Annotated in this window: 26 protein-coding genes and 1 tRNA gene; 3 read left to right on the forward strand and 24 right to left on the reverse strand. The window is 39.9% G+C overall.

The genetic code is table 11. The features are described 5' to 3' along the window. Positions 1-73: 73 nt before the first annotated feature. Positions 74-391: a secA translation cis-regulator SecM gene (gene secM / locus EL215_RS01055; protein ID WP_126469616.1), complete on the reverse strand. Its 318-nt coding sequence runs from the start codon at positions 389-391 to the stop codon at positions 74-76. Positions 392-463: 72 nt separating this feature from the next. Between secM and EL215_RS01060 the strand changes: the two genes are divergently transcribed. Beyond that, positions 464-784, forward strand: coding sequence for a DciA family protein (locus EL215_RS01060; protein WP_126469618.1), 321 nt, complete (start codon positions 464-466; stop codon positions 782-784). A gap of 1 nt (position 785) precedes the next feature. Here the strand turns inward: EL215_RS01060 and EL215_RS01065 are convergent, their stop codons facing one another. The 13 genes from EL215_RS01065 to EL215_RS01125 all read right to left on the reverse strand — a co-directional run bounded on the left by EL215_RS01065 (position 786) and on the right by EL215_RS01125 (position 13499). Next, on the reverse strand, positions 786-1640 hold the full coding sequence (locus EL215_RS01065) for a Dam family site-specific DNA-(adenine-N6)-methyltransferase (RefSeq protein WP_126469619.1): 855 nt from the start codon (positions 1638-1640) through the stop codon (positions 786-788). Between the two features lie 14 nt (positions 1641-1654). Further along, a complete protein-coding gene (gene aroB, locus EL215_RS01070) occupies positions 1655-2743 on the reverse strand; it encodes a 3-dehydroquinate synthase (protein ID WP_126469620.1) in 1089 nt (362 codons plus the stop codon). 9 nt (positions 2744-2752) lie between these two features. Beyond that, complete coding sequence (gene aroK, locus EL215_RS01075) at positions 2753-3295, reverse strand: shikimate kinase AroK (protein WP_126469622.1); 543 nt, start codon at positions 3293-3295, stop codon at positions 2753-2755. 368 nt (positions 3296-3663) lie between these two features. Beyond that, positions 3664-5331, reverse strand: a complete 1668-nt coding sequence (locus tag EL215_RS01080) for an anaerobic C4-dicarboxylate transporter (protein ID WP_126469624.1) — start codon at positions 5329-5331, stop codon at positions 3664-3666. A gap of 274 nt (positions 5332-5605) precedes the next feature. Further along, entirely contained in the window at positions 5606-5836 is a 231-nt protein-coding gene (gene acpP, locus EL215_RS01085) for an acyl carrier protein (protein ID WP_005544465.1), read from the reverse strand. Positions 5837-6053: 217 nt separating this feature from the next. Continuing rightward, positions 6054-6782: a 3-oxoacyl-ACP reductase FabG gene (fabG, locus tag EL215_RS01090; protein WP_005695317.1), complete on the reverse strand. Its 729-nt coding sequence runs from the start codon at positions 6780-6782 to the stop codon at positions 6054-6056. Positions 6783-6795: 13 nt separating this feature from the next. Beyond that, positions 6796-7734 carry an ACP S-malonyltransferase gene (gene fabD, locus EL215_RS01095; protein ID WP_126469626.1) on the reverse strand — a complete coding sequence of 313 codons (939 nt, stop codon included), beginning with the start codon at positions 7732-7734 and terminating at the stop codon, positions 6796-6798. 92 nt (positions 7735-7826) lie between these two features. Further along, on the reverse strand, positions 7827-8777 hold the full coding sequence (locus tag EL215_RS01100) for a beta-ketoacyl-ACP synthase III (protein ID WP_126469628.1): 951 nt from the start codon (positions 8775-8777) through the stop codon (positions 7827-7829). Between the two features lie 18 nt (positions 8778-8795). Further along, positions 8796-9815 (reverse strand): phosphate acyltransferase PlsX, encoded by a 1020-nt coding sequence (gene plsX / locus EL215_RS01105; protein WP_126469630.1) that lies wholly within the window; start codon positions 9813-9815, stop codon positions 8796-8798. A 21-nt stretch (positions 9816-9836) separates the two neighbouring features. Further along, positions 9837-10007, reverse strand: a complete 171-nt coding sequence (gene rpmF / locus EL215_RS01110; RefSeq protein ID WP_005544470.1) for a 50S ribosomal protein L32 — start codon at positions 10005-10007, stop codon at positions 9837-9839. Between the two features lie 22 nt (positions 10008-10029). Continuing rightward, a complete protein-coding gene (yceD, locus tag EL215_RS01115) occupies positions 10030-10554 on the reverse strand; it encodes a 23S rRNA accumulation protein YceD (RefSeq protein WP_126469632.1) in 525 nt (174 codons plus the stop codon). Between the two features lie 133 nt (positions 10555-10687). Then, entirely contained in the window at positions 10688-12532 is a 1845-nt protein-coding gene (locus EL215_RS01120) for an ABC transporter ATP-binding protein (protein WP_126469634.1), read from the reverse strand. A gap of 76 nt (positions 12533-12608) precedes the next feature. After that, positions 12609-13499, reverse strand: coding sequence for a cupin domain-containing protein (locus EL215_RS01125; protein ID WP_126469636.1), 891 nt, complete (start codon positions 13497-13499; stop codon positions 12609-12611). Positions 13500-13602: 103 nt separating this feature from the next. On the opposite strand from EL215_RS01125, the gene EL215_RS01130 reads away from it, so the two are divergent. Continuing rightward, positions 13603-13947 carry a carboxymuconolactone decarboxylase family protein gene (locus tag EL215_RS01130; protein WP_049357996.1) on the forward strand — a complete coding sequence of 115 codons (345 nt, stop codon included), beginning with the start codon at positions 13603-13605 and terminating at the stop codon, positions 13945-13947. 72 nt (positions 13948-14019) lie between these two features. Here the strand turns inward: EL215_RS01130 and EL215_RS01135 are convergent, their stop codons facing one another. After that, complete coding sequence (locus tag EL215_RS01135; protein ID WP_126469638.1) at positions 14020-15075, reverse strand: glycosyltransferase family 9 protein; 1056 nt, start codon at positions 15073-15075, stop codon at positions 14020-14022. Between the two features lie 77 nt (positions 15076-15152). Between EL215_RS01135 and EL215_RS01140 the strand changes: the two genes are divergently transcribed. Further along, complete coding sequence (locus EL215_RS01140; RefSeq protein ID WP_126469640.1) at positions 15153-15878, forward strand: 3-deoxy-D-manno-octulosonic acid kinase; 726 nt, start codon at positions 15153-15155, stop codon at positions 15876-15878. Between the two features lie 53 nt (positions 15879-15931). Here EL215_RS01140 and EL215_RS01145 read toward each other — a convergent pair. The 9 genes from EL215_RS01145 to glyQ all read right to left on the reverse strand — a co-directional run bounded on the left by EL215_RS01145 (position 15932) and on the right by glyQ (position 22886). Further along, positions 15932-16008: transfer RNA gene (locus tag EL215_RS01145), tRNA-Ile, on the reverse strand. A gap of 86 nt (positions 16009-16094) precedes the next feature. Next, positions 16095-18161: a glycine--tRNA ligase subunit beta gene (gene glyS / locus EL215_RS01150; protein WP_126469642.1), complete on the reverse strand. Its 2067-nt coding sequence runs from the start codon at positions 18159-18161 to the stop codon at positions 16095-16097. Positions 18162-18207: 46 nt separating this feature from the next. Further along, on the reverse strand, positions 18208-18678 hold the full coding sequence (locus tag EL215_RS01155; RefSeq protein WP_126469643.1) for an OsmC family protein: 471 nt from the start codon (positions 18676-18678) through the stop codon (positions 18208-18210). Positions 18679-18919: 241 nt separating this feature from the next. After that, positions 18920-19285 carry an endonuclease domain-containing protein gene (locus EL215_RS01160; protein ID WP_126469645.1) on the reverse strand — a complete coding sequence of 122 codons (366 nt, stop codon included), beginning with the start codon at positions 19283-19285 and terminating at the stop codon, positions 18920-18922. 5 nt (positions 19286-19290) lie between these two features. Further along, positions 19291-20556 (reverse strand): histidine-type phosphatase, encoded by a 1266-nt coding sequence (locus EL215_RS01165; protein WP_126469647.1) that lies wholly within the window; start codon positions 20554-20556, stop codon positions 19291-19293. 9 nt (positions 20557-20565) lie between these two features. After that, positions 20566-21012: a hypothetical protein gene (locus EL215_RS01170; protein ID WP_049357989.1), complete on the reverse strand. Its 447-nt coding sequence runs from the start codon at positions 21010-21012 to the stop codon at positions 20566-20568. A 4-nt stretch (positions 21013-21016) separates the two neighbouring features. Beyond that, positions 21017-21274 (reverse strand): hypothetical protein, encoded by a 258-nt coding sequence (locus EL215_RS01175; protein WP_126469649.1) that lies wholly within the window; start codon positions 21272-21274, stop codon positions 21017-21019. Beyond that, complete coding sequence (locus EL215_RS01180) at positions 21274-21924, reverse strand: FABP family protein (protein WP_049357987.1); 651 nt, start codon at positions 21922-21924, stop codon at positions 21274-21276. The genes EL215_RS01175 and EL215_RS01180 overlap by 1 nt, the downstream gene beginning before the upstream one ends. Before the next feature lie 53 nt (positions 21925-21977). Continuing rightward, positions 21978-22886 carry a glycine--tRNA ligase subunit alpha gene (glyQ, locus tag EL215_RS01185; protein WP_005695296.1) on the reverse strand — a complete coding sequence of 303 codons (909 nt, stop codon included), beginning with the start codon at positions 22884-22886 and terminating at the stop codon, positions 21978-21980. Positions 22887-22987 lie beyond the last annotated feature (101 nt).

A 22987-nucleotide genomic window follows, 5' to 3' on the forward strand; every position in this document is an offset into this window, starting at 1 on the left:
AATTTCTCTTTCAAATAAAAAATAAAAAGGATCATCCGATAAAAAAATCGGTTCGTTCAAAGATAAAAGAAAATTAAATGATGGCTGGGCCGGCACGAATAGGGGCAAAAACAGGGAATTCTGCCGCAATAAAGTGCGGTTGAATTTTTTCGTGTTTTTGATTGGAATGGGTTTTGTGATTTGTTGGCTGAGGTTGAACCTGCAATGCTTGACGAATTTCACGCACCGCAATCAACATATGTTGTTCAGATGATGTTTGATAATTTTCGCCACTCATATTTGATGAAGGTGGCACCTCCAATCCCTGAGCAGCAGGTAAAGCAAAAATCGCAATCATGCTTAACAGCAACTGCGACCAGAAATTTGTTTTACCTTTGTTTGATTTCATCATCTTATTGTCTCTGACAAAATTTGTGTGTATTGTATCGGAAATTCAACGTAAAGTCATTATTGGGGTATTTTTGTGGAAAACAAGCATGAGCGTTATCAAAAGGCCATGAATATTATTGATGTGCTAGAGGGATCACAATTTGTCAAAATCATGCAGAAAGGCTTAATGTTGAATGAACTGAACCAAAATATCAGTCGCCTTTTCCCACAAGAATTCAAAGGACTTTTTCGGTTAGGCTCCATCACAGATGGGAAACTCTTTATCGAAGTCAAAAGTGCGGTCGTTCGACAAGGAATTTTATTTCGCCAACGAGAATTACTCACTGCAATTCAACCAACTTATCCCGAAGTAAAAGGATTTGAGATTAAAATCAACCCAGAATTAACCTGCTAAACTAACCTTTAAAAATAGCGATTAATTCTTTTACCTTAACTCGTTTCTCTGAAGATTGGCTAATTGAGCGCTGTACTTTAACGCGTTTAAATTTTGCCTCTTTGTAAATCTCACGTGTGAATTTTGTATCGTGGTTAGAAATCACGACGGAAATTTGCTTTTCTTTTTGCGCTTTTTTTGCACATTCTGCTAAATTCTTTTGATGCTCAAGACCAAAAGCATTCCCCGCATATCCAGTAAAATTAGTATCTTGCGGAAGCGGTGCATAAGGCGGATCACAGTAGATCACGCTATGCTTATCCGCTAATTCAAACGTTTGTTGAAAATCGGCACATAAAAAGACCGCACTTTGTGCCTTATGAGCAAAATAGCGTAATTCATCTTCTGGGAAATAATGGGTTTTATAAGCCCCAAAGGGTACATTGAACTCATTTTTACTGTTATAACGGCACAATCCATTAAACCCAAAGCGGTTCAAATAAAGGAACAACACCGAACGTACAAAAGGATCGGTGGATTGATTAAAAGCTTCACGCTGAGCGTAATAATAGTCGGCGGTATTGGCATTTTCTGCAAAGAAAACTGGCTTACAAGCCTCAATATAGGCATCCACATTGTCTTTGACGATATTAAACAAGTTAATCAAATCAGGATTAATATCTGCCAAAATATAACGTTCAAAATGGGAATTCAAAAAAACAGAACCCGCGCCAACAAAGGGCTCAATCAAACACTGTTTTCTTTTTGGAAAGACTCGGTTGAGATCGTCCGTTAAACGAAATTTACCGCCCGCCCATTTCAAAAACGGACGGTGTTTAATTCGAGGTTTCGTTTTGTTATTTTTCGGACGCAACATGAGAGCAATGACAGTTAGTCATGTTGTGTGCAACGCTCAATCGCGTTTAGCACAAGAGATTTGTCAGTATCAGTTGCCACGTAGGCTTGACCAAGAGCTTTTAGCAACACAAGACGTAATTTACCTGCCAGCACTTTTTTATCTCGCATCATGTGCGGTAAATAATCGTCTGGTTGCATAGTATCAGGCGAAACGGTCGGCAAATTAGCGCGTGCTAAAAGCTTTTCTAAACGAGCAACATCTTCAAAAGAAAGATCGCCTAATTGTTCAGATAATACCGCAGCCATCATAGCTCCTACTGCAACAGCTTCACCATGTAACCAGTTTCCGTAGCCTAAATGTGTTTCGATCGCATGCCCAAAAGTATGCCCGAGATTTAGTAATGCACGATCACCTTTTTCGGTTTCATCACGCGCAACAACATCCGCTTTAATTTGGCAACAACGTGCAATGCAATATTGAAGTGACTGTTGATTTAACGCGACTAATTCATCAATATGTGCTTCAAGCCATTCAAAAAAGGCATAATCTAAAATCGCCCCATATTTAATGACTTCCGCAAGTCCCGCATTCACTTCACGTTTTGGCAAGGTATTGAGTGTAAGGGTGTCAATGATCACCGTAGAAGGTTGATAAAACGCCCCAATCATATTTTTACCCAACTCATGATTAACGGCTGTTTTGCCACCAACAGAAGAATCCACTTGGGCTAATAATGTGGTAGGAATTTGAATAAAACGCACGCCACGTTGATAACTTGCTGCAGCAAAACCAGCTACATCACCAATCACACCACCACCTAATGCAATGATGGTGGTATCTCGCCCATGATTATGCTTTAAAAGTGCGGTAAAAATGAGATTTAAAGAATCGAGCGTTTTATATTTTTCACCATCAGGCAATAATACCGATTCAACCTGACAGCCGATTTTTTCTAAGGTTTGTGTAACGGTTTCAAGATAATATTGTGCGACGGTTGGATTAGTCGCGATCATCACTTTATCCCCTTTCTTCAGCGGATAACAGGTTTCATCTTTTAATAAACCTTCGCCAATATAAATGGGATAACGACGTTCTTTTAATTCAACATTTACGCACAACATTTTTAATCCTTAGAGTGAACCGTTTAATCCGTTTAGATTATCAATTAAATCAACAATTTGATTAACCATTACTTTGGCATTTTGCTCATCTGTTGGCAAAGTAATATCCGCAATTTCTTCGTATAACGGATTACGCACTTTCGCTAAATCTTCAAGCACTTGGCGTGGGTCATTAGCCCCTTGTAATAATGGGCGCTTTTTATCACGTTGCGTACGTTGATATTGCTTATCTACCGTGGTTTCTAAATAAATGACAATACCACGAGCAGAAAGATAATTTCGACTCTCTTTTGACATCACTGCACCACCACCAGTAGAAAGCACAATACCCTGCAATTGAGTTAATTCATTAATTATACGCTCTTCACGCTTACGAAAGCCTTCTTCGCCCTCTAAATCAAAAATCCAGCTAATATCTGCCCCTGCACGGTCTTCAATTACAGAATCTGAATCAATAAAATCCATATTTAATTGTTGCGCAAGTTGACGTCCAATCGTACTTTTACCCGCACCCATGGGACCTATTAAAAAAATATTACGTTTTTCAGCCATTGTTATTCTTCTAACTTAAATAATGTTCAAATTAATCTTTCCTAATAAAAACTGACTACCACTCAAAAAGCAATTACAGTCCGAAAGATCACCCAAAAAATAATAAAGATTATCGCAATAAACTCCCCCATGTTTCAACCTTTAGCAGGAATTTATTTTAAGGAGAGTAATAGTGCGGTTAATTTTTGAGACATTTTTAACTTTTACTTAGTTTAAGTATTTTTATTATTAACGCCAATTGTTCAATATCTGATGCTCATCAATAATACGTCGATGCAATGCAAAGAGAAAACATTATAAAAGCGCACTTCTATTCACAAACAAAAAAGGCTATTCAAAGAATAGCCTTTCATTTTATCAGCAGTTAATTAGAGATAACCAAACAAGCTTGTGAAAATGTAACCAAAGATACATGAAGTGATTACACCGATTAAGCCCGGTAAAATAAAGCTATGGTTAATTACAAATTTACCAATGTGGGTTGTACCTGAACGGTCAAATTGGATTGCCGCAAGATCGCTTGGGTAAGTTGGTAAAATGTAGTAACCGTAACAAGCTGAAGCAAAGGCTAAAATAACAGCTGGATCAACACCGATACCTAAAGCGAGTGGAACGAATGCAACCAATGCTGCCGCTTGTGAATTGACGAATTTAGAAATTAATAACAACATCACGGCGTAAGTCCAAGGATGCGCTTTTACCACATCACCAAGTGCTGCTTTCATCATTGGTGTATGAACGGTAAACATGGTTTCCGCCATCCAAGAAATCCCGAATACAGCGACTAACGCAATCATACCTGAACGGAAAATTTCATTTTTACTGATTTTGCCTGCATCAGTTTTTGTAAAGATAACAATTAATGCACCCGCTAATAACATGAAGATTTGAATAACGTGAACCATACTTAAATTCACTTTTTTCTTCGCGGTATCTTTTAATACAATTGCAGCATTATCGATAGTTTCAGTTTTATCTCCCGCTGTAATCACAACACTGTTATCTTGAGCAGTAATTGTTTGAGCGACTTCACCTTTATCATTATAAATCGCTACGTTGTTATAGGCTGTTTTGGCTTTTGCTTTGCTGTCTTTAACATCAAGTACTAATGTACCGTCTTTTGCTAACGCAACGATTTTACCGTCTTTAACATTAAAGGTTTTCACAGCTTTATCAGCAGAAACAATTTCAACCACTTGAGCTGGTGCTGATTTTTCAAAGGCTGGGCGTAAATCTTTAAAGTAACCTAATAGTGCTACCACTAAAATCGCACCAAAGAAGATCCACATCGCATTCCAACTAGATTGTGGCAATTTTTTGTCTAACAATGATGTGCTATCACCATAAACATATTTTTTGAATTCGGGATCTTTTAATTTCTCTTGGAATTCTGGATCTTTATCTAAATCTTTACCACGGAACCAGCTGAAAATACCGATAGCTAATACACCACAAAGCGTTGAAGGCACAGTAATTTTTAATAAATCTAAATAACCATCAAAACCTGCTAATGGGGTTTTAGCATTTACTAAGAATGTGGTTAAAGTCACGACTGCTACAGAAACTGGTGATGCGATGATACCCATTTGAGAGGCAATTGAACTTGCCGCCATTGGACGTTCAGGACGAATATCATTTTTGATCGCAATATCATAGATGATTGGTAACATAGTATAAACCACGTGGCCTGTACCACATAAAATGGTCAAAAAACAGGTGACAAACGGAGCCAAAATACTGACATATTTCGGGTTACGACGAAGCATTTTCTCCGCAATTTGCAACATGACATCCAAACCACCACTGGCTTGTAATGTTGCCGATGTCACCACCACCGCAAGGATAGTTAACATAACATCGATAGCTGGCTTACCTGGTTCAATACCAAAGCCGAAAACAAGAACTATTAAGCCTACCCCACCGAGCATGCCCAGTGCGATACCTCCTTTTTTTGCCCCGTAAAATAAACAAATAAGAACAATCACCAGCTGGATAGCAAATTGGCTACCCTCACCTAAGTTCATTAAAAAATCCATAAGATACTCCGAATCATTTTATGATTAATTAGAAAAATTTAGGTTGAATACTAGCATTAAAGTTAACTCATAATAAGTATTTTTAAGATAAATCTTGTTTTAAATCAAAAAACAAAGACGCTAAAAAATAGAAGTGAATTGACATCAGATTAAATAAAGAAAAATATGGTCAGAAATTTAAAAGATTTAAATATATGTTGTTTATTTGAGAATGATTAGAAAAGAAATTTAAAGAAAAAAATTAGGCGACCTAAAAGATCGCCCAACTTAAAAATTACTGATTGTTTTGCACGTAATCAATCGCAGATTGAACAGTTGTGATTTTTTCAGCTTCTTCATCAGGAATTTCGATATCGAATTCTTCTTCTAAAGCCATAACTAGTTCAACTGTATCTAAAGAGTCCGCACCTAAATCTTCAACAAAAGAAGCTTCTGGTTTTACGTCTTCTTCTTTAACACCTAATTGTTCAACGATGATTTTCTTCACGCGTTCTTCAATACTCATTTGTTTTTCCTATTGTTGTTTTAACTCATTTAAGAGTGGTTAGTGTATGCATTTTTGATAAAGTTGCAACTATTTCTTAAACGGTCACCCCGCAAAAAACAGGCAATGTAAAAACACATACAGAGAAAAAGTTACATTGCAGTTGGGATTTTATCATTAACCAAACGGCTTTGCTATATTTTATAGGCAAAATCCCTAATATATCTCCCCTAAAGGGTTAGCTCATATATAAGCCGCCATTCACATGCAATGTAGTACCCGTAATATAAGCTGCATCGTCAGAAGCTAAAAATGCCACTGCTTTTGCGATATCTTTTGGCTCACCTAAACGGCCAGCAGGAACATTACCAAGAATACCGGCTTTTTGTTCTTCTGTAAGCACTTCGGTCATATCCGTTGCAATAAAGCCGGGAGCGACAACGTTTACAGTAATGCCACGTGATGCTACTTCTTTCGCTAAGCCTTTAGAGAAACCAATCAAACCTGCTTTTGCGGCACAATAGTTAGATTGACCTGGATTACCCATTGAGCCTACAACTGAGCCAATAGTAATGATACGACCGAAACGTTTTTTCATCATGGAGCGTAACATTGCTTTAGAAAGATGAAACACAGAGGTTAAGTTGGTTTGCATAATATCGAACCATTCTTCATCTTTCATACGCATTAATAAGTTATCACGTGTGATACCTGCGTTATTCACGAGAATATCAATATCACCGAATTGTTCTTTAATTTGTTCTAATACGGCATCAATACTTTCTTTGTCTGCCACATTTAATACTAAACCTTTACCTTTATCACCAAGATAAGCTGAAATTGTATCTGCACCTTTTTCAGAGGTTGCGGTACCAATTACAAAAGCACCTTTTGATGCTAATTCTTCTGCAATTGCGCGACCAATACCACGTGTTGCACCTGTCACTAATGCGATTTTATTTTGCATTCTTAATCCCCTTTTATGCTAATAATGCTTCAACAGCATCCAATGATGTCACATCGTTTACTGATGTTGCTTGTAATTCTGCCACGATACGTTTTGTTAAACCGTTTAATACTTTACCAGGACCAATTTCAACTAAAACCTCTACGCCATCTTGCGCCATTTTCTCAACAGTTTCAGTCCAACGAACAGGACTATATAATTGACGAATAAGTGCGGTACGAATTTCTGCACTTTCTGTTTCCGCTTTGACATCCACGTTGTTTAATACTGGTGTTGCTGGCGCATTAAGCGTAATGCTTTCAAGTGTTACGGCTAATTGTTCTGCTGCTGGTTTCATTAATGCGCAATGTGAAGGAACACTTACCGCTAATGGTAAAGCTCGTTTTGCGCCCGCTTCTTTACATAATGCAGCCGCACGTTCTACCGCTTCTTTCGCTCCCGCAATGACTACTTGGCCTGGTGAGTTAAAGTTTACTGCAGAAACCACTTCGCCTTGCTCGGCTTGTTTACATGCATTGATAATCGCATCATTGTCTAAACCAATAATCGCATACATTACACCTGTACCTTCTGGTACGGCCTGTTGCATTAATTTACCCCGTAATTCCACTAATTTAATGGCATCTTTAAAATCAATTACACCTGCACAAACTAATGCTGAATATTCACCTAAACTGTGACCAGCCATCACACTTGGTTGTAATTGTGGGTATTTTTCTTGCCATACACGGAAGATCGCAACGGATGCCGCTAATAATGCCGGCTGAGTTTGCCAAGTTTTATTTAATTCTTCTGCTGGACCTTGTTGAACCAAGTTCCATAAATCATAGCCAAGCGCTTCAGATGCTTGTTTAAAAGTCTCAGTGACTACCGGATATTCATTAGCAAGATCAGCTAACATGCCAACAGCTTGAGAACCTTGTCCTGGAAAAACCATTGCGAATTTTTTCATGTTTTCTTCCTATTTCTTCATTGTTTAAATGTTGAAAGTGCGGTCAAATTTAACCGCACTTTTAAAATTCTGTTGGGATTCTAACAAATTAATTAGAATCGCACCAATGCTGAACCCCAAGTCCAACCACCGCCAAAAGCTTCGAGTAAAAGCAATTGACCACGTTGAATTCGGCCATCTCGGACTGCTTCATCTAAAGCCGTTGGCACAGTTGCCGCACTGGTATTGGCTGTACGATCAAGCGTTACCACGACTTGCGACATATCCATCTCTAATTTTTTCGCTGTCGCCGTGATAATACGTAAATTCGCTTGATGTGGCACAAGCCAGTCGATATCTGTTTTTTGGAGATTATTGGCAGAAAGGGTTTCTTCCACGACATTGGAAAGCTCGCGCACCGCTAATTTAAAGGTTTCATTACCTTGCATTTCAATATAACCAGATTTCTCCACGCCACGCTCAGCTTGTGGAAGTAGTAATGCCGCATTGTTATCTGGCGATGCATGTAAATGCGTTGAAATAATGCCTTCTTGCTCTGATGCTTCTAAAATCACCGCACCTGCACCATCACCAAATAGCACGACAGTGCTACGATCGGTTTCATCTAATTTACGCGAGTTAAGATCTGCACCAATCACAAGGGCTTTTTTCACGCTACCTGAACGAATAAATTTATCCGCTACGCCTAAAGCATAAACAAAACCGGTACAAGCCGCCGCTAAATCAAAAGAAATCGCATCTTCGATGCCTAATAAGCCTTGAACTTGGCAAGCTGAACTTGGATAAGCGTGAGAACCACTGGTTGTCGCAACGATGATCAACTCGATTTCTTGAGGAGCAAGATTAGCCATTTCAAGTGCTTTTTTGGCTGCTTCACATCCCATTGTTGCAACAGTTTCATCTGCTGCAGCAATACGACGTTCACGAATACCTGAACGTGTCACGATCCATTCATCTGAAGTATCAACCATTTTTTCCAAATCCGCATTGGTACGAATATGGCTCGGCAAATAACTACCGGTGGATAAAATTCTACTATTCATAATATCAAAACTTATTAATTAATAACGTTGTAAACCCGCCAAGATTTTTTGTGGAATTTGCAAACGAGCTTGTAAAGCTGCATCCGCAATTGCACGAGCAAATGCATCCACATTTGCGCTGCCATGGCTTTTCACCACAACAGCCGTTAATCCGAGTAAAGACGCCCCATTATATTCATCTGGGTTAATGCGTTTCAAGCGGTGATAAGCATCCTTAAAGAAAAAACGCAGAATAAATTTGGCAAATGATTTAAAAATAGGCTGTTTTTCTTTTCCTTTCAGAAGAGACAACAGATTCTTAGCTGCCCCTTCAAGGGTTTTTAATGCAATATTTCCCGAAAACCCATCACTCACGATCACATCAGCCACACCATTTAATAAAAGGTTACCTTCAATAAAGCCGGTATAATTAAGTGCGGTCGATTTTTCTAATAAATTCGCGGCTTCACGAATGGATTGATGTCCTTTAATTTCTTCCACACCAATATTGAGTAAGGCAATACGTGGATAAACTAAGTTCAATCGGTTTTCGGCAAAGATCGAGCCCATGACGGCAAATTCATAAAGATTTTGAGCAGAACATTCTACGTTTGCGCCTAAATCTAACATCACGGTTTTATCACCCGTCATTGACGGTAATAAGGATACCAACGCAGGCCGTTGAATCCCCTCTAAAGGCTGTAAGAGAATCTTTGACAATCCCATCAATGCCCCCGTATTTCCTGCACTCACGCAACCTTGCGCCTCACCTTTCTGAACCATTTCAATCGCTAAACGCATCGACGTGCCTTTGCTATGACGCAATGCATGAGAAATACCTTGATCGTTATCAATAGTCTTAGTGCAATGATGAATTTGAATACGTTCTAAAAGAGAAGAAGGTGCATTTTCCAGCAAGGGGGAAATTTGTTGGCTATCGCCAAACAATACTAAAGAGAGCATTGGATCTGCTTCCAACGCTGAAAGAGATGCGGGGATAGTAATACGGGGACCAATGTCCCCGCCCATCACATCTAACGCTAAGGTTAGACGGTTCAAGTGAATACCTTATAAGTAAAATTACTTATTGATCACTTTGCGACCACGATAGTAACCATCAGCAGTTACGTGGTGGCGTAAGTGAGTTTCACCGCTTGCTTTATCCACTGATACTGCAGCAGTAGTTAATGCATCGTGTGAACGACGCATATCACGACGTGAACGAGATTTTTTGTTTTGTTGAACAGCCATTGGCTATACTCCTAAATTTAATTTACTTTTGCTTTAAATTAGCTAATACAGCGAACGGGTTCGGTTTTTTTGCCAACTCTTCAGGCAATTCGCCAAAAACCTGTTCGTGCGCGGACACTTCACAGTGTTCAGATAAATGCATTGGGACAAGCGGTAGAGCTAAAATAAGTTCGTCTTCCACTGCACCAAGTAAATCTATTTCACCAAACTCATTAAATTCGATTGGCTCATAAATTTCCGGCAAGTCATCAGCCTGATCCCAATTAGCCACTGGACTATACATAAAATGACATTCCAATGTTTGTTTGAATGGTTCACCACAACGTTGGCAGTCTAATTCGACATCAACTTGTACTTGCCCTTTCATTACCACTAATTTTTGTGGATCAATATAAAACGATAATGTTACCTGTGCATCGCTGAGCACTTTCCCCGTAGATTCAGCTAAACGCACTAACTGACTAGCGGTATAATAACCATCATAATCAATTCTTTGTTGAGCGTCTTTAACCGGATCAACGGTTAGGGGTAGTTTTACCTTTTGCATAGGGTGCGAATATTACCTGTTGTCAATAAAATAGTCAAAGGAAATTCGCACTAATTATGAGAAAAGTTCAATCTCTATCTAAACTCTCTCAAGATTTACACCTTTACAAAGTGCGGTCATTTTTTCCTGTGTTTTACTCGGCATGCTCACTCAAGAAGCCGCCACTTTGATGTTTCCAAAGGCGAGCATAAAGACCATTTTGTTCGAGCAACTCTGCATGCGTACCTTGCTCGACAATTTGTCCTTTATCTAACACGATCAAACGATCCATTGCAGCAATGGTCGATAAACGGTGAGCAATGGCAATAACTGTTTTATTTTCCATCATCTTGTCTAAACTTTCTTGGATCGCCACTTCTACTTCAGAGTCTAGCGCACTGGTCGCTTCATCCAACAGTAAAATTGGCGCATCTTTTAACATGACACGCGCAATAGCTATACGTTGACGTTGACCTCCAGATAGTTTCACCCCACGTTCACCAACATGAGCATCATAGCCTTTTCTACCTTGTGCATCGCTGAGATAAGGGATGAAGTCTACCGCTTCCGCACGTTTAGCTGCATTTATCATTTCTTCGTCCGTCGCAGTTGGACGACCATAAATAATATTATCGCGAACAGAGCGGTGTAAAAGCGAGGTATCTTGTGTTACAAGACCAATCTGACTACGAAGGCTTTCTTGGCTTACATCTAAAACATTTTGACCATCAATGGTAATTGAACCTTCTTGCGCTTCGTAGAAACGTAGAAGCAAATTCACAATGGTTGATTTGCCCGCACCGGAACGACCAATTAAGCCTACTTTTTCACCCGGTTTGATGGTGAGATTAAAATGGTTAAGTAACGATTTATTTGAATCATAGGCAAACGAAACATTGTTAAATTTGATTTCACCTTGTTTTACTTCTAATGCAACACAATTTGGCTTATCAACAATGGTATGCGGTTTGGTTAGCGTTGCCATACCATCATTCACTGTCCCGATATTTTCAAATAAACGTGCTGATTCCCACATAATCCAACGAGAAAGGCCATTTACACGTAACGCCATCGCAGTTGCAGTCGCCACCGCCCCGACACCAACTTGACCGTTTTGCCACAACACCACACCTAAAATTGCGGTGCTTAACGTTAAGAAAATATTGGTTGCGTAAGTTAAGGTATCTAATGAACTCGCCAAACGCATCTGTGCATGCACGGTGACCATAAATTCTTCCATGGAACGTTTTGCATAATTCGCTTCTCTCGCATCATGTGAAAATAGTTTCACTGTTGCAATATTTGAATAAGCATCCGTAATACGTCCTGTCATTAAAGATCGCGCATCAGCTTGTCGTTGTGCGGTTTTCGCTAAACGAGGAATAAGCAAACGTAAAATAGTCACAAATGCCACAATCCATAAGAAAAACGGCACTAAAAACCAGGTATCTAAAGCCGCAAGCACCAAACCTGAAGTAATAAAATATACGGCAACATACACCAACATATCCGCAATGGTCATCACCGTATCACGCACTGCAAGGGCGGTTTGCATCACTTTTGCCGATACACGACCTGCAAATTCATCTTGGTAGAAACTTAAGCTTTGGCCTAACATCAAACGGTGGAAATTCCAACGCAAACGCATTGGAAACACCCCTTGTAACGTTTGTAAGCGTACATTCACACCAACAAATGACCATACAATACTGAAAATAAGTAAAGCTGTCATACCTGCGAGCAAATGCCCTTTTTCTTGCCAAAGCGTGGTTGGCGTATAAGCCCCCAGCCAATCCACCAACAACCCCATAAATTGGAAAAGCAAGGCTTCCATTACCCCAGTACCGACCGTCAATACCGCGAGCAAAAAGATCCAGCCCTTCATACCATCAATGCTTGACCAAATAAAACGGAACAAGCCTTTTTCAGGCGTTGTTGGATTGCTTTCCGGATAAGGATTTAAACGGTTTTCAAACCATGAAAATATTTTATTAAACATAACAATACCTTAAAAAATTAAAGGCGACAGCGCCGCCTAAAGTGCGGTCATTATAACGCAAGTTTTAAACGATGGGCTAGATTTTGCGAAATTGGCTCGGTGAAAGCCCATAAATTGCTTTAAACGCCTTACTAAAATGCGCTTCTGATTGATACCCTATTTCAAGAGCAATCGCTAAAATGGTCTTTTGCGTATTTTTCAACAAAACGGCCGCCATTTCTAACCGCACTTGTGTGAGAAATTTTCCTGGGGGCATCCCTAATTGCTGTTGAAAGATCCGCATAAAGGTCGCACGAGACATGGATGCCAGCTCTGCTAATTGCTCAATATGCCAATCTAATTGAGGTGAAAACAGGATTTTTTCAAGGACTTGATTCAGTCTTTTATCCTGCAATGCGGCTAATAAGCCTTGATTGAGCAAACCTATTTGCTGAGCATGACGCAAAATATAAATAAACAACACATTTGATAGCGCATCTATCACGGATTTTGTGCCTTGCTCCGGTTTCTCGGCTTCTTGTAAAAAAAGCGAAACCAAAGGCTGCACTGGTGTATTTTGTAGCGAAAGATGCAAATAATCTGGTAACGAATCAATTAATAATGACGGTTTTTGGTAATAAAATGCCCCACAAAACATCTTCAGATCGGGCGTACCTGCTCCTATTTGATGAACATTAAAAAGGGCATTTGATTGCGCTCTCTGTAGGCTATTCTCTCTTTTTTGTTGAGAGCTACCCAAAAAGTGCGGTCGATTTTGAGGGAGAAAAAAGAGATCACCTTTTTTTAAATGAAACTGTTTTCCCGCAAAGGTTACCCAGCACTCACCTTGCTCGATTAAATGAAATAAACCTTGATATTCCGCCGTATCTGGCTGATGTTCAACTTGCCAATCCCCTTGAAACAAGCAGCGAATATTGATTTCCCCGCGCACTTGCGCCAGCTGTGTTAATTTATCTAAATAATCCATTGTGAGATTTTCCGTCTAAAAGTTAAGACAATTTGACAAGTATCATACGCTAATCTGCTTATAATTCCTCTCGAAATTTGTACTAAATTTAAGGAGAAAAACTATGTTTGCAGATTGGAAAAATGATGTAGCACACGTTAAAAAATCATTCGGTGCATTAGGTAAAAAATACCCTAAAATGTTACAAGCTTACGGCGCATTAGGTGCAGCTGCAGCAGAAGGTAACGTATTAGATGCCAAAACCCGTGAATTAATTGCATTAGCCGTTGCCGTAACAACACGTTGTGAAAGCTGCATTGGTGTGCACGCTGATGAAGCGGTGAAAGCAGGTGCAACTGAAGAAGAAGTGGCAGCAGCATTAGCGATGTCTATCGCATTAAATGCAGGTGCAGCTTACACTTACTCTCTTCGTGCATTAGAAGCTTACAACGTACAAAAAGGCGAATAATTCGCAAGGAACTTTATGATTCTTTTAGCCCTCATTTGAGGGCTTTTTTTTATCTCTAAAATTGACCGCACTTTAAAATAAATTCAAAGCTCTCATCTGAGCCACCACTTGCTCTACCTGAATTTCAGCCATTAAATTTTTACCTTTTAATTTGGTCACCCAAGGCAATTCGCTTGAAGGTTTTCCTTGTTCTTTTTGCACATTTTCTTCATATACCGACACCACATTATCCAGATTATGATAAGGCGCAGTGCGCAATGGATTGTGGTAAGCATACAATCCAATCACTGGCGTACCTTGAGTAGTGGCGATATGAGCAGGACCAGAATCAGGCGAGATCACTAAATTTGCTTGATGAATTAATGCGGCAAGTTGTTTTAAACTGGTTTTTCCTGAAGCATCAACTGGTTGAAAATCACAAAGTGCGGTAATTTTTTTCACCATTTCTAATTCGCGTTTTGCCGGTGAGCTGCAAAAAATTACATTCACATTATGTTGATGAGCAATATTTGCCACTTCCGCATAACGCTCCACCAACCAATCTTTCTCGGCTTTACTAGAGCAAGGAGAAATAATCAGATTTTTACGCGTTGGATCAATGAACTGTTTAGCATATTCTCGATCTGAATCAGAAATTGCCAATTGCCAAGAAAGCATTTCCGCCGGTGGTACACCAAGATAATCCGCAAAAGCCATAAAACCATCTAATACGTGAGGCGTTTCAGGATCTTGAACTCGACGATTCACAAATAACCACTGCCCTTCTCGAGAACGTTTTTTGCCAAACCCAATTTTATATTTCGCTTGAATACCAAGAGATATGATAGATGCACGAAATGCTGTCTGCATATTCAAAAGCGCATCAAATTGATTATTTTTCAAAAACATCCATAAATTCCACACGCCTTTCCAACCGCTCTTTTTATCATAAGAAACAAGTTCCACGCCTTCAATACCAGAAAGCAGACCCATTTCTGTTTTACCCACAATCCACGTTAATTTCGTTTGCGGCCAATGACGTTGAATATGCTGCACCACAGCAAGTGCATGGCAAACATCACCCACCGCAGACAAACGTAAAATACAAAGTGATTTAGGGGAAGAGGTAAAAAGGGGAGAATGGGACATTTGAATTCCTCGCGCATTTAATTTCCGTCTATTTTAAAGTAGAATGAGGGTATTTTCTATTATTCGGTTCAACTAAAATGCTTGAATTCCAACAAGATAATCAATTCTTTCTTTTTAATCTCACGGAAAAACCAACTGAGCCCGCTTCATTTTTTGAATCGGCTTTTTGGGAAAAACAACAACGTATTACCGGTTCAGCCAAAGGACGCGGCACAACCTACTTTCTGAATACAAAAGTTCTGTTTGGTATAAACACTGCTCTTCGTCATTATTATCGCGGTGGTTTATGGGGAAAATTCAACAAAGATCGCTATCGTTTTCAATCATTGACTGAAACTCGCAGCGTGGCGGAATTTCAGCTTTTAAATCAACTTTATCAAGCAGGTATTGCTGTACCCAAACCGATCGCTGCACGAGTTAAAAAAGGCAAATTAGGGATTTGCTACCAAGCAGATATCTTGATTGAAAAAATCGAAAATGCCCAAGATCTGACCGCACTTTTACAAACACAGCAACTGCCGAATGACATCTGGCAAGCCATTGGTAAATTAATTCGTCAGTTACATGATTTACAAATTTGTCATACCGATCTCAACGCCCATAATATTCTCGTTCAACAACTCGAAAATGAACAAAAGTGTTGGCTTATTGATTTCGATAAGTGCGGTCAAAAATCAGGCGATTTTTGGAAACAAGGCAACCTAGAAAGATTACACCGCTCTTTTGTCAAAGAAGTCGGCAGAATGAATATTCAATTCAATAAAGAAAATTGGGCTGAATTATTGAAAGGATATAACGCCTAAAAACGCAGTAGAAAAAGGCAATAAAAAAGACCGCCTAATGCGATCTCTGAGAATGGTCCCCCCTACCGGACTTGAACCAGTGACCAAGCGATTATGAGTCGCCTGCTCTAACCGACTGAGCTAAGGGGGGAAAGTGCGGTGATTATAGAGAAATAATCACTTGAAGTCTATAAAAGAAGGGATGATTGATGAAAAATCGACCATCCCTTTTTATCATTATTGAAGCACTGAAATATCAGCTACTTGTAAGAATAACCCTTGCAACGTATTTAAAATCGCTAAGCGGTTTTGGCGTAATACTGGATCTTCAGCATTTACCATCACGTTATCAAAGAAACTGTCTACCGGTGCGCGTAAGTTCGCTAATTTATCTAACACAGAGGTGTAATCACCTTGTGCGATAAGCGGTTGAACTTCAGTGCGTAATGCAAGTACGGCTTCAGCAAGGGCTTTTTCTGCTGGCTCTACGCAAGCGGTCAAATTGATCTCGCCAATTGCAGCATCTGCTTTGGCTAAGATGTTGCTTACACGTTTATTTGCTGCTGCTAACGCTTCCGCTGAATCTAAAGTACGGAAGTGTGAAACCGCACGCACGCGCGCATCAAAATCAGCAGGGCGAGTTGGACGACGTGCCAATACTGCTTGAATCACATCCACTGCAATGCCGTCATCTTGATACCATGCACGGAAACGACCGAGCATGAAGTCCACCACATCAGCAACCACGTTTTGGTTCGTGAGTTTATCACCGAAAAGTGCGGCTGATTTTTTCACTAAATCTTCTAAATCTAGTGGTAAATTTTTCTCTACGATAATACGTAATGCACCTAATGCCGCACGACGTAATGCAAATGGGTCTGCGCTCCCTTTTGGTGCTTGGCCGATGCCGAAGATCCCCGTTAAAGTGTCAAATTTATCGGCTAAAGCGACCGCACTTGCCACGAGTGATTTTGGTAATTCATCACCGGCAAAGCGAGGCATATATTGTTCATTTAATGCCACTGCGACTTCTTCATCTTCACCATCATGACGAGCATAGTGCATGCCCATTACACCTTGCGTATCGGTGAATTCGAATACCATGTTAGTCATTAAGTCACATTTCGACAATAAGCCTGCACGTTTTGCCTTTGCTTCGTCTGCACCGATTTGTTTTGCAATTTCGCCTGCCAGTTGCTCAATGCGGTCAGTTTTGTCTTTCAATGTACCCAGTTGCTGTTGGAACAACACGGTTTCTAAACGCGGTAAACGATCAACCAGTTTTTGTTTTAAGTCGGTTTTGAAGAAGAATTCTGCGTCGGTTAAACGAGGACGCACGACTTTTTCGTTCCCTTCGATAATCGCGGTTGGATCTTCTGGGTTGATGTTCGATACGAAAATAAAGTGCGGTAATAATTTGCCGTCTTTATCATAAATCGGGAAATATTTTTGGTCGCCTTTCATGGTGTAAACCAAAGCTTCCGCGGGCACGGCTAAGAAACGTTCTTCAAATTTTGCCGCTAAAACATTTGGATATTCCACCAACGAAGTCACTTCTTCAAGCAGGCTTTCTTCAATATCAGCCACGCCGCCAAGTGCGGTCGCTTTTGCTTGCGATTTTGCAAGGATTTCTGCTTTACGCTCGTTGAAATCTGCTACTACAGAACCTTTTTCACGCAATAATTGCGGATATTGGTCTGCATGTTGAATTTCAAATTCTTTTTCACCTAAGAAACGGTGACCGCGAATAGTGCGAGCACTTGCCACACCTAAAATTTCGCCTTCAATTAACTCATCACCTAACAACATAGTCACGGTGTGAACCGGACGGATAAATTGCACGGTTTTATCTGCCCAACGCATTGGTTTTGGAATTGGCAATTTCGCCAACGCATTTGCCACAATGTCATTAAGCAAGTTTTTGGTCGGTTGACCTTCAATTTTTGCACGATGAACGAGCCATTCACCTTTATCAGTTGCAATGCGTTCTGCTTGTTCAACAGTAATACCACAACCACGCGCCCAGCCTTCTGCCGCTTTAGTTGGCTTACCTTCCGCATCAAAAGCTGCAGACACTGCCGGTCCGCGCTTTTCGATTTCTTTGCTTGGTTGTTGTGTCGCTAAGTTCAACACTTTCACCGCCAAACGACGCGGCGCCGCAAACCATTCGATTTTATCGAAGGCTAAACCTGCTTGGTTTAATTCCGCCTCAACGTTATCCGCAAAAGAGGTCGCTAATGTTTTGAGAGCTTTTGGTGGCAGCTCTTCTGTGCCGATTTCTACTAGGAAGTTTTGGGTTGTCATTTTGTTTTCTCTGGTAAGGTGCACCTTGGCACCATTTTATTTTAATTTAATCTTTTTCAATAATAGCTTCACATTTCACTGGAAAATTAAGTGAATTTGCAATAAAACACGCGTGATGCGCATTTTCATGTAATGCCAATGCCTTAACAGCATCCGACTCACTTGAAATTCTTACACGAGGTTTTAATGTTGCTGAAATAAAACGTCCTGCATGCTCTGAACTGCCTTCATCCATAATTGCTATTGCTTCATCACGGTATTCTTGCACAATAATGTTATTAACGGCACAAAAATGTAAATACCATAATTTATGACAGGCAGAAATGGAGGCTAATAACATATCTTCTGGGTTCCAACGTGTTTTATCACCACGAAAAGCAGGATCAGCAGAACCTAAAATATTAGGTTTATTCAATGCCGAAGCAATAAAATCTCGCTCATACGCAGTATAAGAGGATGTGCCTCGCCCTAAATTCCCCACCCACTCTACGGTAGTTTGATAAGTATGTTGCTTCATTATATTTTCTTCGTTGTCACTTCTGCCAAATCTCCCCTACCCCCTCTTTGCTAAAGAGGGGATTGGATCTTTGCAGAGTTAAATATCTATGTTTTACTTTAACATTTTTTTGAAAGCAGATAATTTAATCTCTATTGAAATTAAAATGTAAATGAGCCAGTTACTATCAATTTACTCAAGAATCCCCCTCTTTAGCAAAGAGGGGTAGGGGAGATTTGGCGAAGCTACTTAACGCTCATACTCAATCAGTCCTTACATTCTCTAAAAACAAATAAATCTGCTCTACTACACTTTCAATTTCACGCATGACTTCATCATTGCTAAATCGCATCACCGTGAAACCAAGTGAATTTAATTCTGCATCTCGCAATGCGTCTTTTTCCTGATAATCAGGTTCATAGTGCTGACTACCATCTAATTCGATAATCAGCTTTGCTTTCGCACAATAAAAATCAACGATATAACTTAAAAGTGGCTTTTGTCGATTAAATCGAAAACTTAATAATTGATCTCGATTGATGCGTTGCCATAGCTTTCTTTCCGCATCCGTTTGATCCACTCGCAATTTTTGCGAATTCTCTTTTAAGTATTTTTCATAGGGTTGCATGAACGCTATTTCTTACCGTTCTCAATCCCTTCACTCAACACCTTTTGAAACTGCTCATAATCACAAAAACCATGTTCATCTTTTTCACAGCCCTTGAGGGTTAATGCCGTTTGGTTTGGTGGTGTCGCTAAACTTAGTGGCGTGACGTTAATCAGCTGATCGGTGGTTTGATACACATAATCCAACTTAAATTTGAGCTTACCACTGGGTTTGTGTTTCCACACTTCAAATAGTAACTTGCCACCGATTGGGATATTTTCCAATGAATCATCTAATTCATAAGGTTCAACACCTAGTGCTGCAAGCAGAGCAACAATATTAGAATCATGTCCAACCAATAAGTTAATTTTGTTTTCACTATTTAGCTGTTGCTGAATAAATGCCAATAGCGGGTATGATGCATTTTGTGCTAACGCTTCATTATTTTTAAATAACGTGCGGTAATATTCGTTTTTAATTTCGTTAATTGCACGCCATTTTTCTTGGCTATCCACACGGCCGTTTGCGATTTCTGAATCAGGCTTGCCCACATAATGCGCGAGTAATAATGCACTGACAATTTTCTTTCCGGTGCTGATAGAACCAGTAATCTTGACTGACTTGCCGTCTTTAATACTGTATTCACCGACTTTTCCACCTAAATCACACTCGCCTTTTTGTAAGCAATTTGGTGAGTTTTTGTAATCAATGATTTCACTCAATAGTGCATAATTTGGCGCTAATTTTTGCTGTAAAGCGGTTAAATCAACGTTATTTTTTGCAGATTCAATCAAGGCTTTGCTTGGATTATGCGCTTGCGTTTTAAAAATCGGATCTTTTTCTAAACCAATTTTACCGTGATGTTGCAGTTGAACATTACAGCCCGCAAATGCACCAGAAACAATCGCTTGCCCTGTTGCAATGGTGCGTTGTACACCATTTGCATAAGCGAAAATACCTTCACCCGATGCACAACGTTCCGTTGTTAATAACCCTTTATCTGCAAGCCATTGACCTAAATACTGTCCGAAATAGGTTTCTAGCACCGTCCCTTTTGCAGTGAGATAGCCAGATGGTACATTCCATTTTGCCCATTCATAAGGGGAATATTTCGCCATTTCTTGCGGATCTTTTTCCACTGGTGAACGCAATCCGTGTCGGCTGAAAATCAATACTTTCTCTAATTCATAATCAGAACTTGAGGAAGTTTGACCATTTTCTGTTGCAAACGCACTACTTGCTAAAGCTGAGCCAAGCAAAAGTGCGGTGAATTTTAGGGTTATTTTTTTCATATTCGAGACTTAATCATTTAATGTTGAAATTGAGCTATAAAAATTCAAGGCATATTTGGTGCCGTAAACTAACACCATAAATACTGCAACAATATTGACTACCGCAAAAAAGATTAGTTGTTTACTGTTGCTCTCCACCCAGAGCATTTTAAATAATGCGAGCGTACCAATATTTTCATCAAGTTCACTCTCTCCGCTTAATGCTCTTAAGGTTTTCAGAATCTTGTGTACAAAAGCGACAGTATTGATTGCTATTACACTGAGTGCAATGAATCCTGAAGCCAAACTTAAAAACAGCACTAGCACATTACTCCACGCCCAATGTGTCCAATTCAGCTCAGAATACATAAATAACGCGAGTGATAAAAACAACACAGCGGGTGTTAAATTTCGCAAAAACATTAAATAGTCATCACCAATTCTAAATAAAAATTGCAAAAAACTGACTTTCTTCATTACTTTAAAAAATCTCTTTTAATTTGGCTTCATCTAAAATAACACGATCATCATCTAACAATAATGCCGGAAAGCCTGCATAGCCTTGTGCTTTTGCATCATCAAATGCGGCGTGACGATCACGCAAACGCAACCATTGTTTCAAGTTTGGAATGGAAGATAATACTTCCACCGCCTCATAATTCACGCCTAAGCGTTTTAACTCTGCGACAAATGGCGCTGTATCTGGGCAATCTGCCGCATAATAAAGAATGGGTTTCATTATTCACCTTCTTGTTCTGCTGCCGCAGTTGGGTTCAATTTCGGTTCGCCAATTTTAGTTAAGCGGTTACGATCGCGATGTTCAAATGGCGCATCATAATTCGGGATAATCAGGATGGTGGTTTGATCGTATGACCAAGTGCCATCATCATGGAATTTCACCGTCATTTCAAAACTTTCCGTGGTAAATGAACGCTCCAAGAACGGATTCGAAATAATACCGTTTGTTAGTGAACCGCGTACTGCTTTTACCGTAAACTCTTTCGCATCAGCCGGTGCATTACCGACAGCAATAAACGTTTGGCCGCGTGGAATGCTACCAGTTAATAAAATATTGCCTGTTTCAGGTTCCCATAACCAATAGCCCACTTGATCGTGGAAGGTTTCCACTTCGTCTGGCTCAACAATATGAGTGTGATAACGTAATCCATAATAGAGTTGCGGACCATTGGGTTGACCATCAGTTGGATGAGCTTCGTAACGTTCGATATAAGGATCTTTTTCTGGTCCTTCTGCTTTCGGGTTGATATCCACACCACGCTTACCTTCCCAAACACCCGCTAATCTAGCCAATGGGCCTAAATTCGCAAGCGTATTAGGATCAATTTCTGGTTCCGTGTAGATATCGTCTGGGTATTGAAAATCTTTCATCATTTTCTCCTTATATCGTTGGGTTAATGCTTAAAGTGCGGTCGTTTTTTGCCTTATTTTTTACAACCAGGGAAACCTAGGGCTTCACGGCTCGCATAGTACGCTTCCGCCACGCCTTTAGTTAATGCACGAATGCGTAAAATATAGCGTTGACGTTCTGTTACCGAAATTGCTTTACGTGCATCTAATAAGTTAAAGCTGTGTGCTGCTTTCAAAATGCGCTCATAAGCCGGTAATGGTAACGGACGTTCTAATTCTAATAAACTTTTCGCTTCTTTTTCGTATTGATCAAAGCAGTAGAATAAGAAATCGGTATCCGCATATTCAAAGTTGTACGTGGATTGTTCAACTTCGTTTTGATGGAACACATCACCGTAAGTGGTTTTGCCAAGCGGGCCGTCAGACCAAACTAAGTCATACACAGAATCTACGCCTTGAATGTACATGGCTAAACGCTCTAAACCGTAGGTCACTTCACCTGTTACGGGTTTACATTCTAAGCCACCCACTTGTTGGAAATAGGTAAATTGAGTGACTTCCATACCGTTTAACCACACTTCCCAGCCTAAACCCCAAGCACCTAAGGTTGGGTTTTCCCAGTTATCTTCTACGAAACGAATGTCGTTTTGTGTTGGATCAAAACCGAGCATTTCAAGGGAACCTAAATAGAGTTCTTGAATATTATCTGGAGACGGTTTAATCACCACTTGGAATTGGTAGTAATGTTGTAAGCGGTTTGGGTTTTCGCCATAACGACCATCTGTCGGACGACGTGAAGGTTGCACATAAGCAAATGCCATCGGCTCAGGGCCTAATGCGCGTAATGCAGTCATTGGGTGAGAGGTTCCTGCGCCCACTTCCATATCAAAAGGTTGCACAACGGTACAACCTTGATTTGCCCAATATTCTTGCAAGGCTAAAATCATGCCTTGGAATGTTTTTACGTTGAATTTTGTACTCATAATTTTTTTAATAACAATGTGATGAAAAATACAGGCATTATACTTGAAACTATAAGGCGGATAAAGGCGAAAAAGTGCGGTCAGAAAAATCCTTAAATTTT

The organism is Haemophilus parainfluenzae, from assembly GCF_900638025.1.
GTDB lineage: Bacteria > Pseudomonadota > Gammaproteobacteria > Enterobacterales > Pasteurellaceae > Haemophilus_D > Haemophilus_D parainfluenzae_J.

Excerpts from the sequence above, each read along its gene's own strand:
- rpmF (WP_005544470.1), bottom strand. The coding sequence starts at position 10,007 with ATGGCTGTTCAACAAAACAAAAAATCTCGTTCACGTCGTGATATGCGT.
- glyQ (WP_005695296.1), bottom strand. The coding sequence starts at position 22,886 with ATGAGTACAAAATTCAACGTAAAAACATTCCAAGGCATGATTTTAGCC.
- fabG (WP_005695317.1), bottom strand. The coding sequence starts at position 6,782 with ATGCAAAATAAAATCGCATTAGTGACAGGTGCAACACGTGGTATTGGT.
- EL215_RS01160 (WP_126469645.1), bottom strand. The coding sequence starts at position 19,285 with ATGCAACCCTATGAAAAATACTTAAAAGAGAATTCGCAAAAATTGCGA.
- yceD (WP_126469632.1), bottom strand. The coding sequence starts at position 10,554 with ATGCAAAAGGTAAAACTACCCCTAACCGTTGATCCGGTTAAAGACGCT.
- EL215_RS01130 (WP_049357996.1), top strand. The coding sequence starts at position 13,603 with ATGTTTGCAGATTGGAAAAATGATGTAGCACACGTTAAAAAATCATTC.
- EL215_RS01175 (WP_126469649.1), bottom strand. The coding sequence starts at position 21,274 with ATGAAACCCATTCTTTATTATGCGGCAGATTGCCCAGATACAGCGCCA.
- EL215_RS01135 (WP_126469638.1), bottom strand. The coding sequence starts at position 15,075 with ATGTCCCATTCTCCCCTTTTTACCTCTTCCCCTAAATCACTTTGTATT.
- glyS (WP_126469642.1), bottom strand. The coding sequence starts at position 18,161 with ATGACAACCCAAAACTTCCTAGTAGAAATCGGCACAGAAGAGCTGCCA.
- aroK (WP_126469622.1), bottom strand. The coding sequence starts at position 3,295 with ATGGCTGAAAAACGTAATATTTTTTTAATAGGTCCCATGGGTGCGGGT.
- EL215_RS01125 (WP_126469636.1), bottom strand. The coding sequence starts at position 13,499 with ATGGATTATTTAGATAAATTAACACAGCTGGCGCAAGTGCGCGGGGAA.
- EL215_RS01140 (WP_126469640.1), top strand. The coding sequence starts at position 15,153 with ATGCTTGAATTCCAACAAGATAATCAATTCTTTCTTTTTAATCTCACG.
- EL215_RS01165 (WP_126469647.1), bottom strand. The coding sequence starts at position 20,556 with ATGAAAAAAATAACCCTAAAATTCACCGCACTTTTGCTTGGCTCAGCT.
- EL215_RS01065 (WP_126469619.1), bottom strand. The coding sequence starts at position 1,640 with ATGTTGCGTCCGAAAAATAACAAAACGAAACCTCGAATTAAACACCGT.
- acpP (WP_005544465.1), bottom strand. The coding sequence starts at position 5,836 with ATGAGTATTGAAGAACGCGTGAAGAAAATCATCGTTGAACAATTAGGT.
- EL215_RS01120 (WP_126469634.1), bottom strand. The coding sequence starts at position 12,532 with ATGTTTAATAAAATATTTTCATGGTTTGAAAACCGTTTAAATCCTTAT.
- secM (WP_126469616.1), bottom strand. The coding sequence starts at position 391 with ATGATGAAATCAAACAAAGGTAAAACAAATTTCTGGTCGCAGTTGCTG.
- aroB (WP_126469620.1), bottom strand. The coding sequence starts at position 2,743 with ATGTTGTGCGTAAATGTTGAATTAAAAGAACGTCGTTATCCCATTTAT.
- EL215_RS01080 (WP_126469624.1), bottom strand. The coding sequence starts at position 5,331 with ATGGATTTTTTAATGAACTTAGGTGAGGGTAGCCAATTTGCTATCCAG.
- fabD (WP_126469626.1), bottom strand. The coding sequence starts at position 7,734 with ATGAAAAAATTCGCAATGGTTTTTCCAGGACAAGGTTCTCAAGCTGTT.
- EL215_RS01155 (WP_126469643.1), bottom strand. The coding sequence starts at position 18,678 with ATGAAGCAACATACTTATCAAACTACCGTAGAGTGGGTGGGGAATTTA.
- EL215_RS01170 (WP_049357989.1), bottom strand. The coding sequence starts at position 21,012 with ATGAAGAAAGTCAGTTTTTTGCAATTTTTATTTAGAATTGGTGATGAC.
- EL215_RS01180 (WP_049357987.1), bottom strand. The coding sequence starts at position 21,924 with ATGAAAGATTTTCAATACCCAGACGATATCTACACGGAACCAGAAATT.
- EL215_RS01100 (WP_126469628.1), bottom strand. The coding sequence starts at position 8,777 with ATGAATAGTAGAATTTTATCCACCGGTAGTTATTTGCCGAGCCATATT.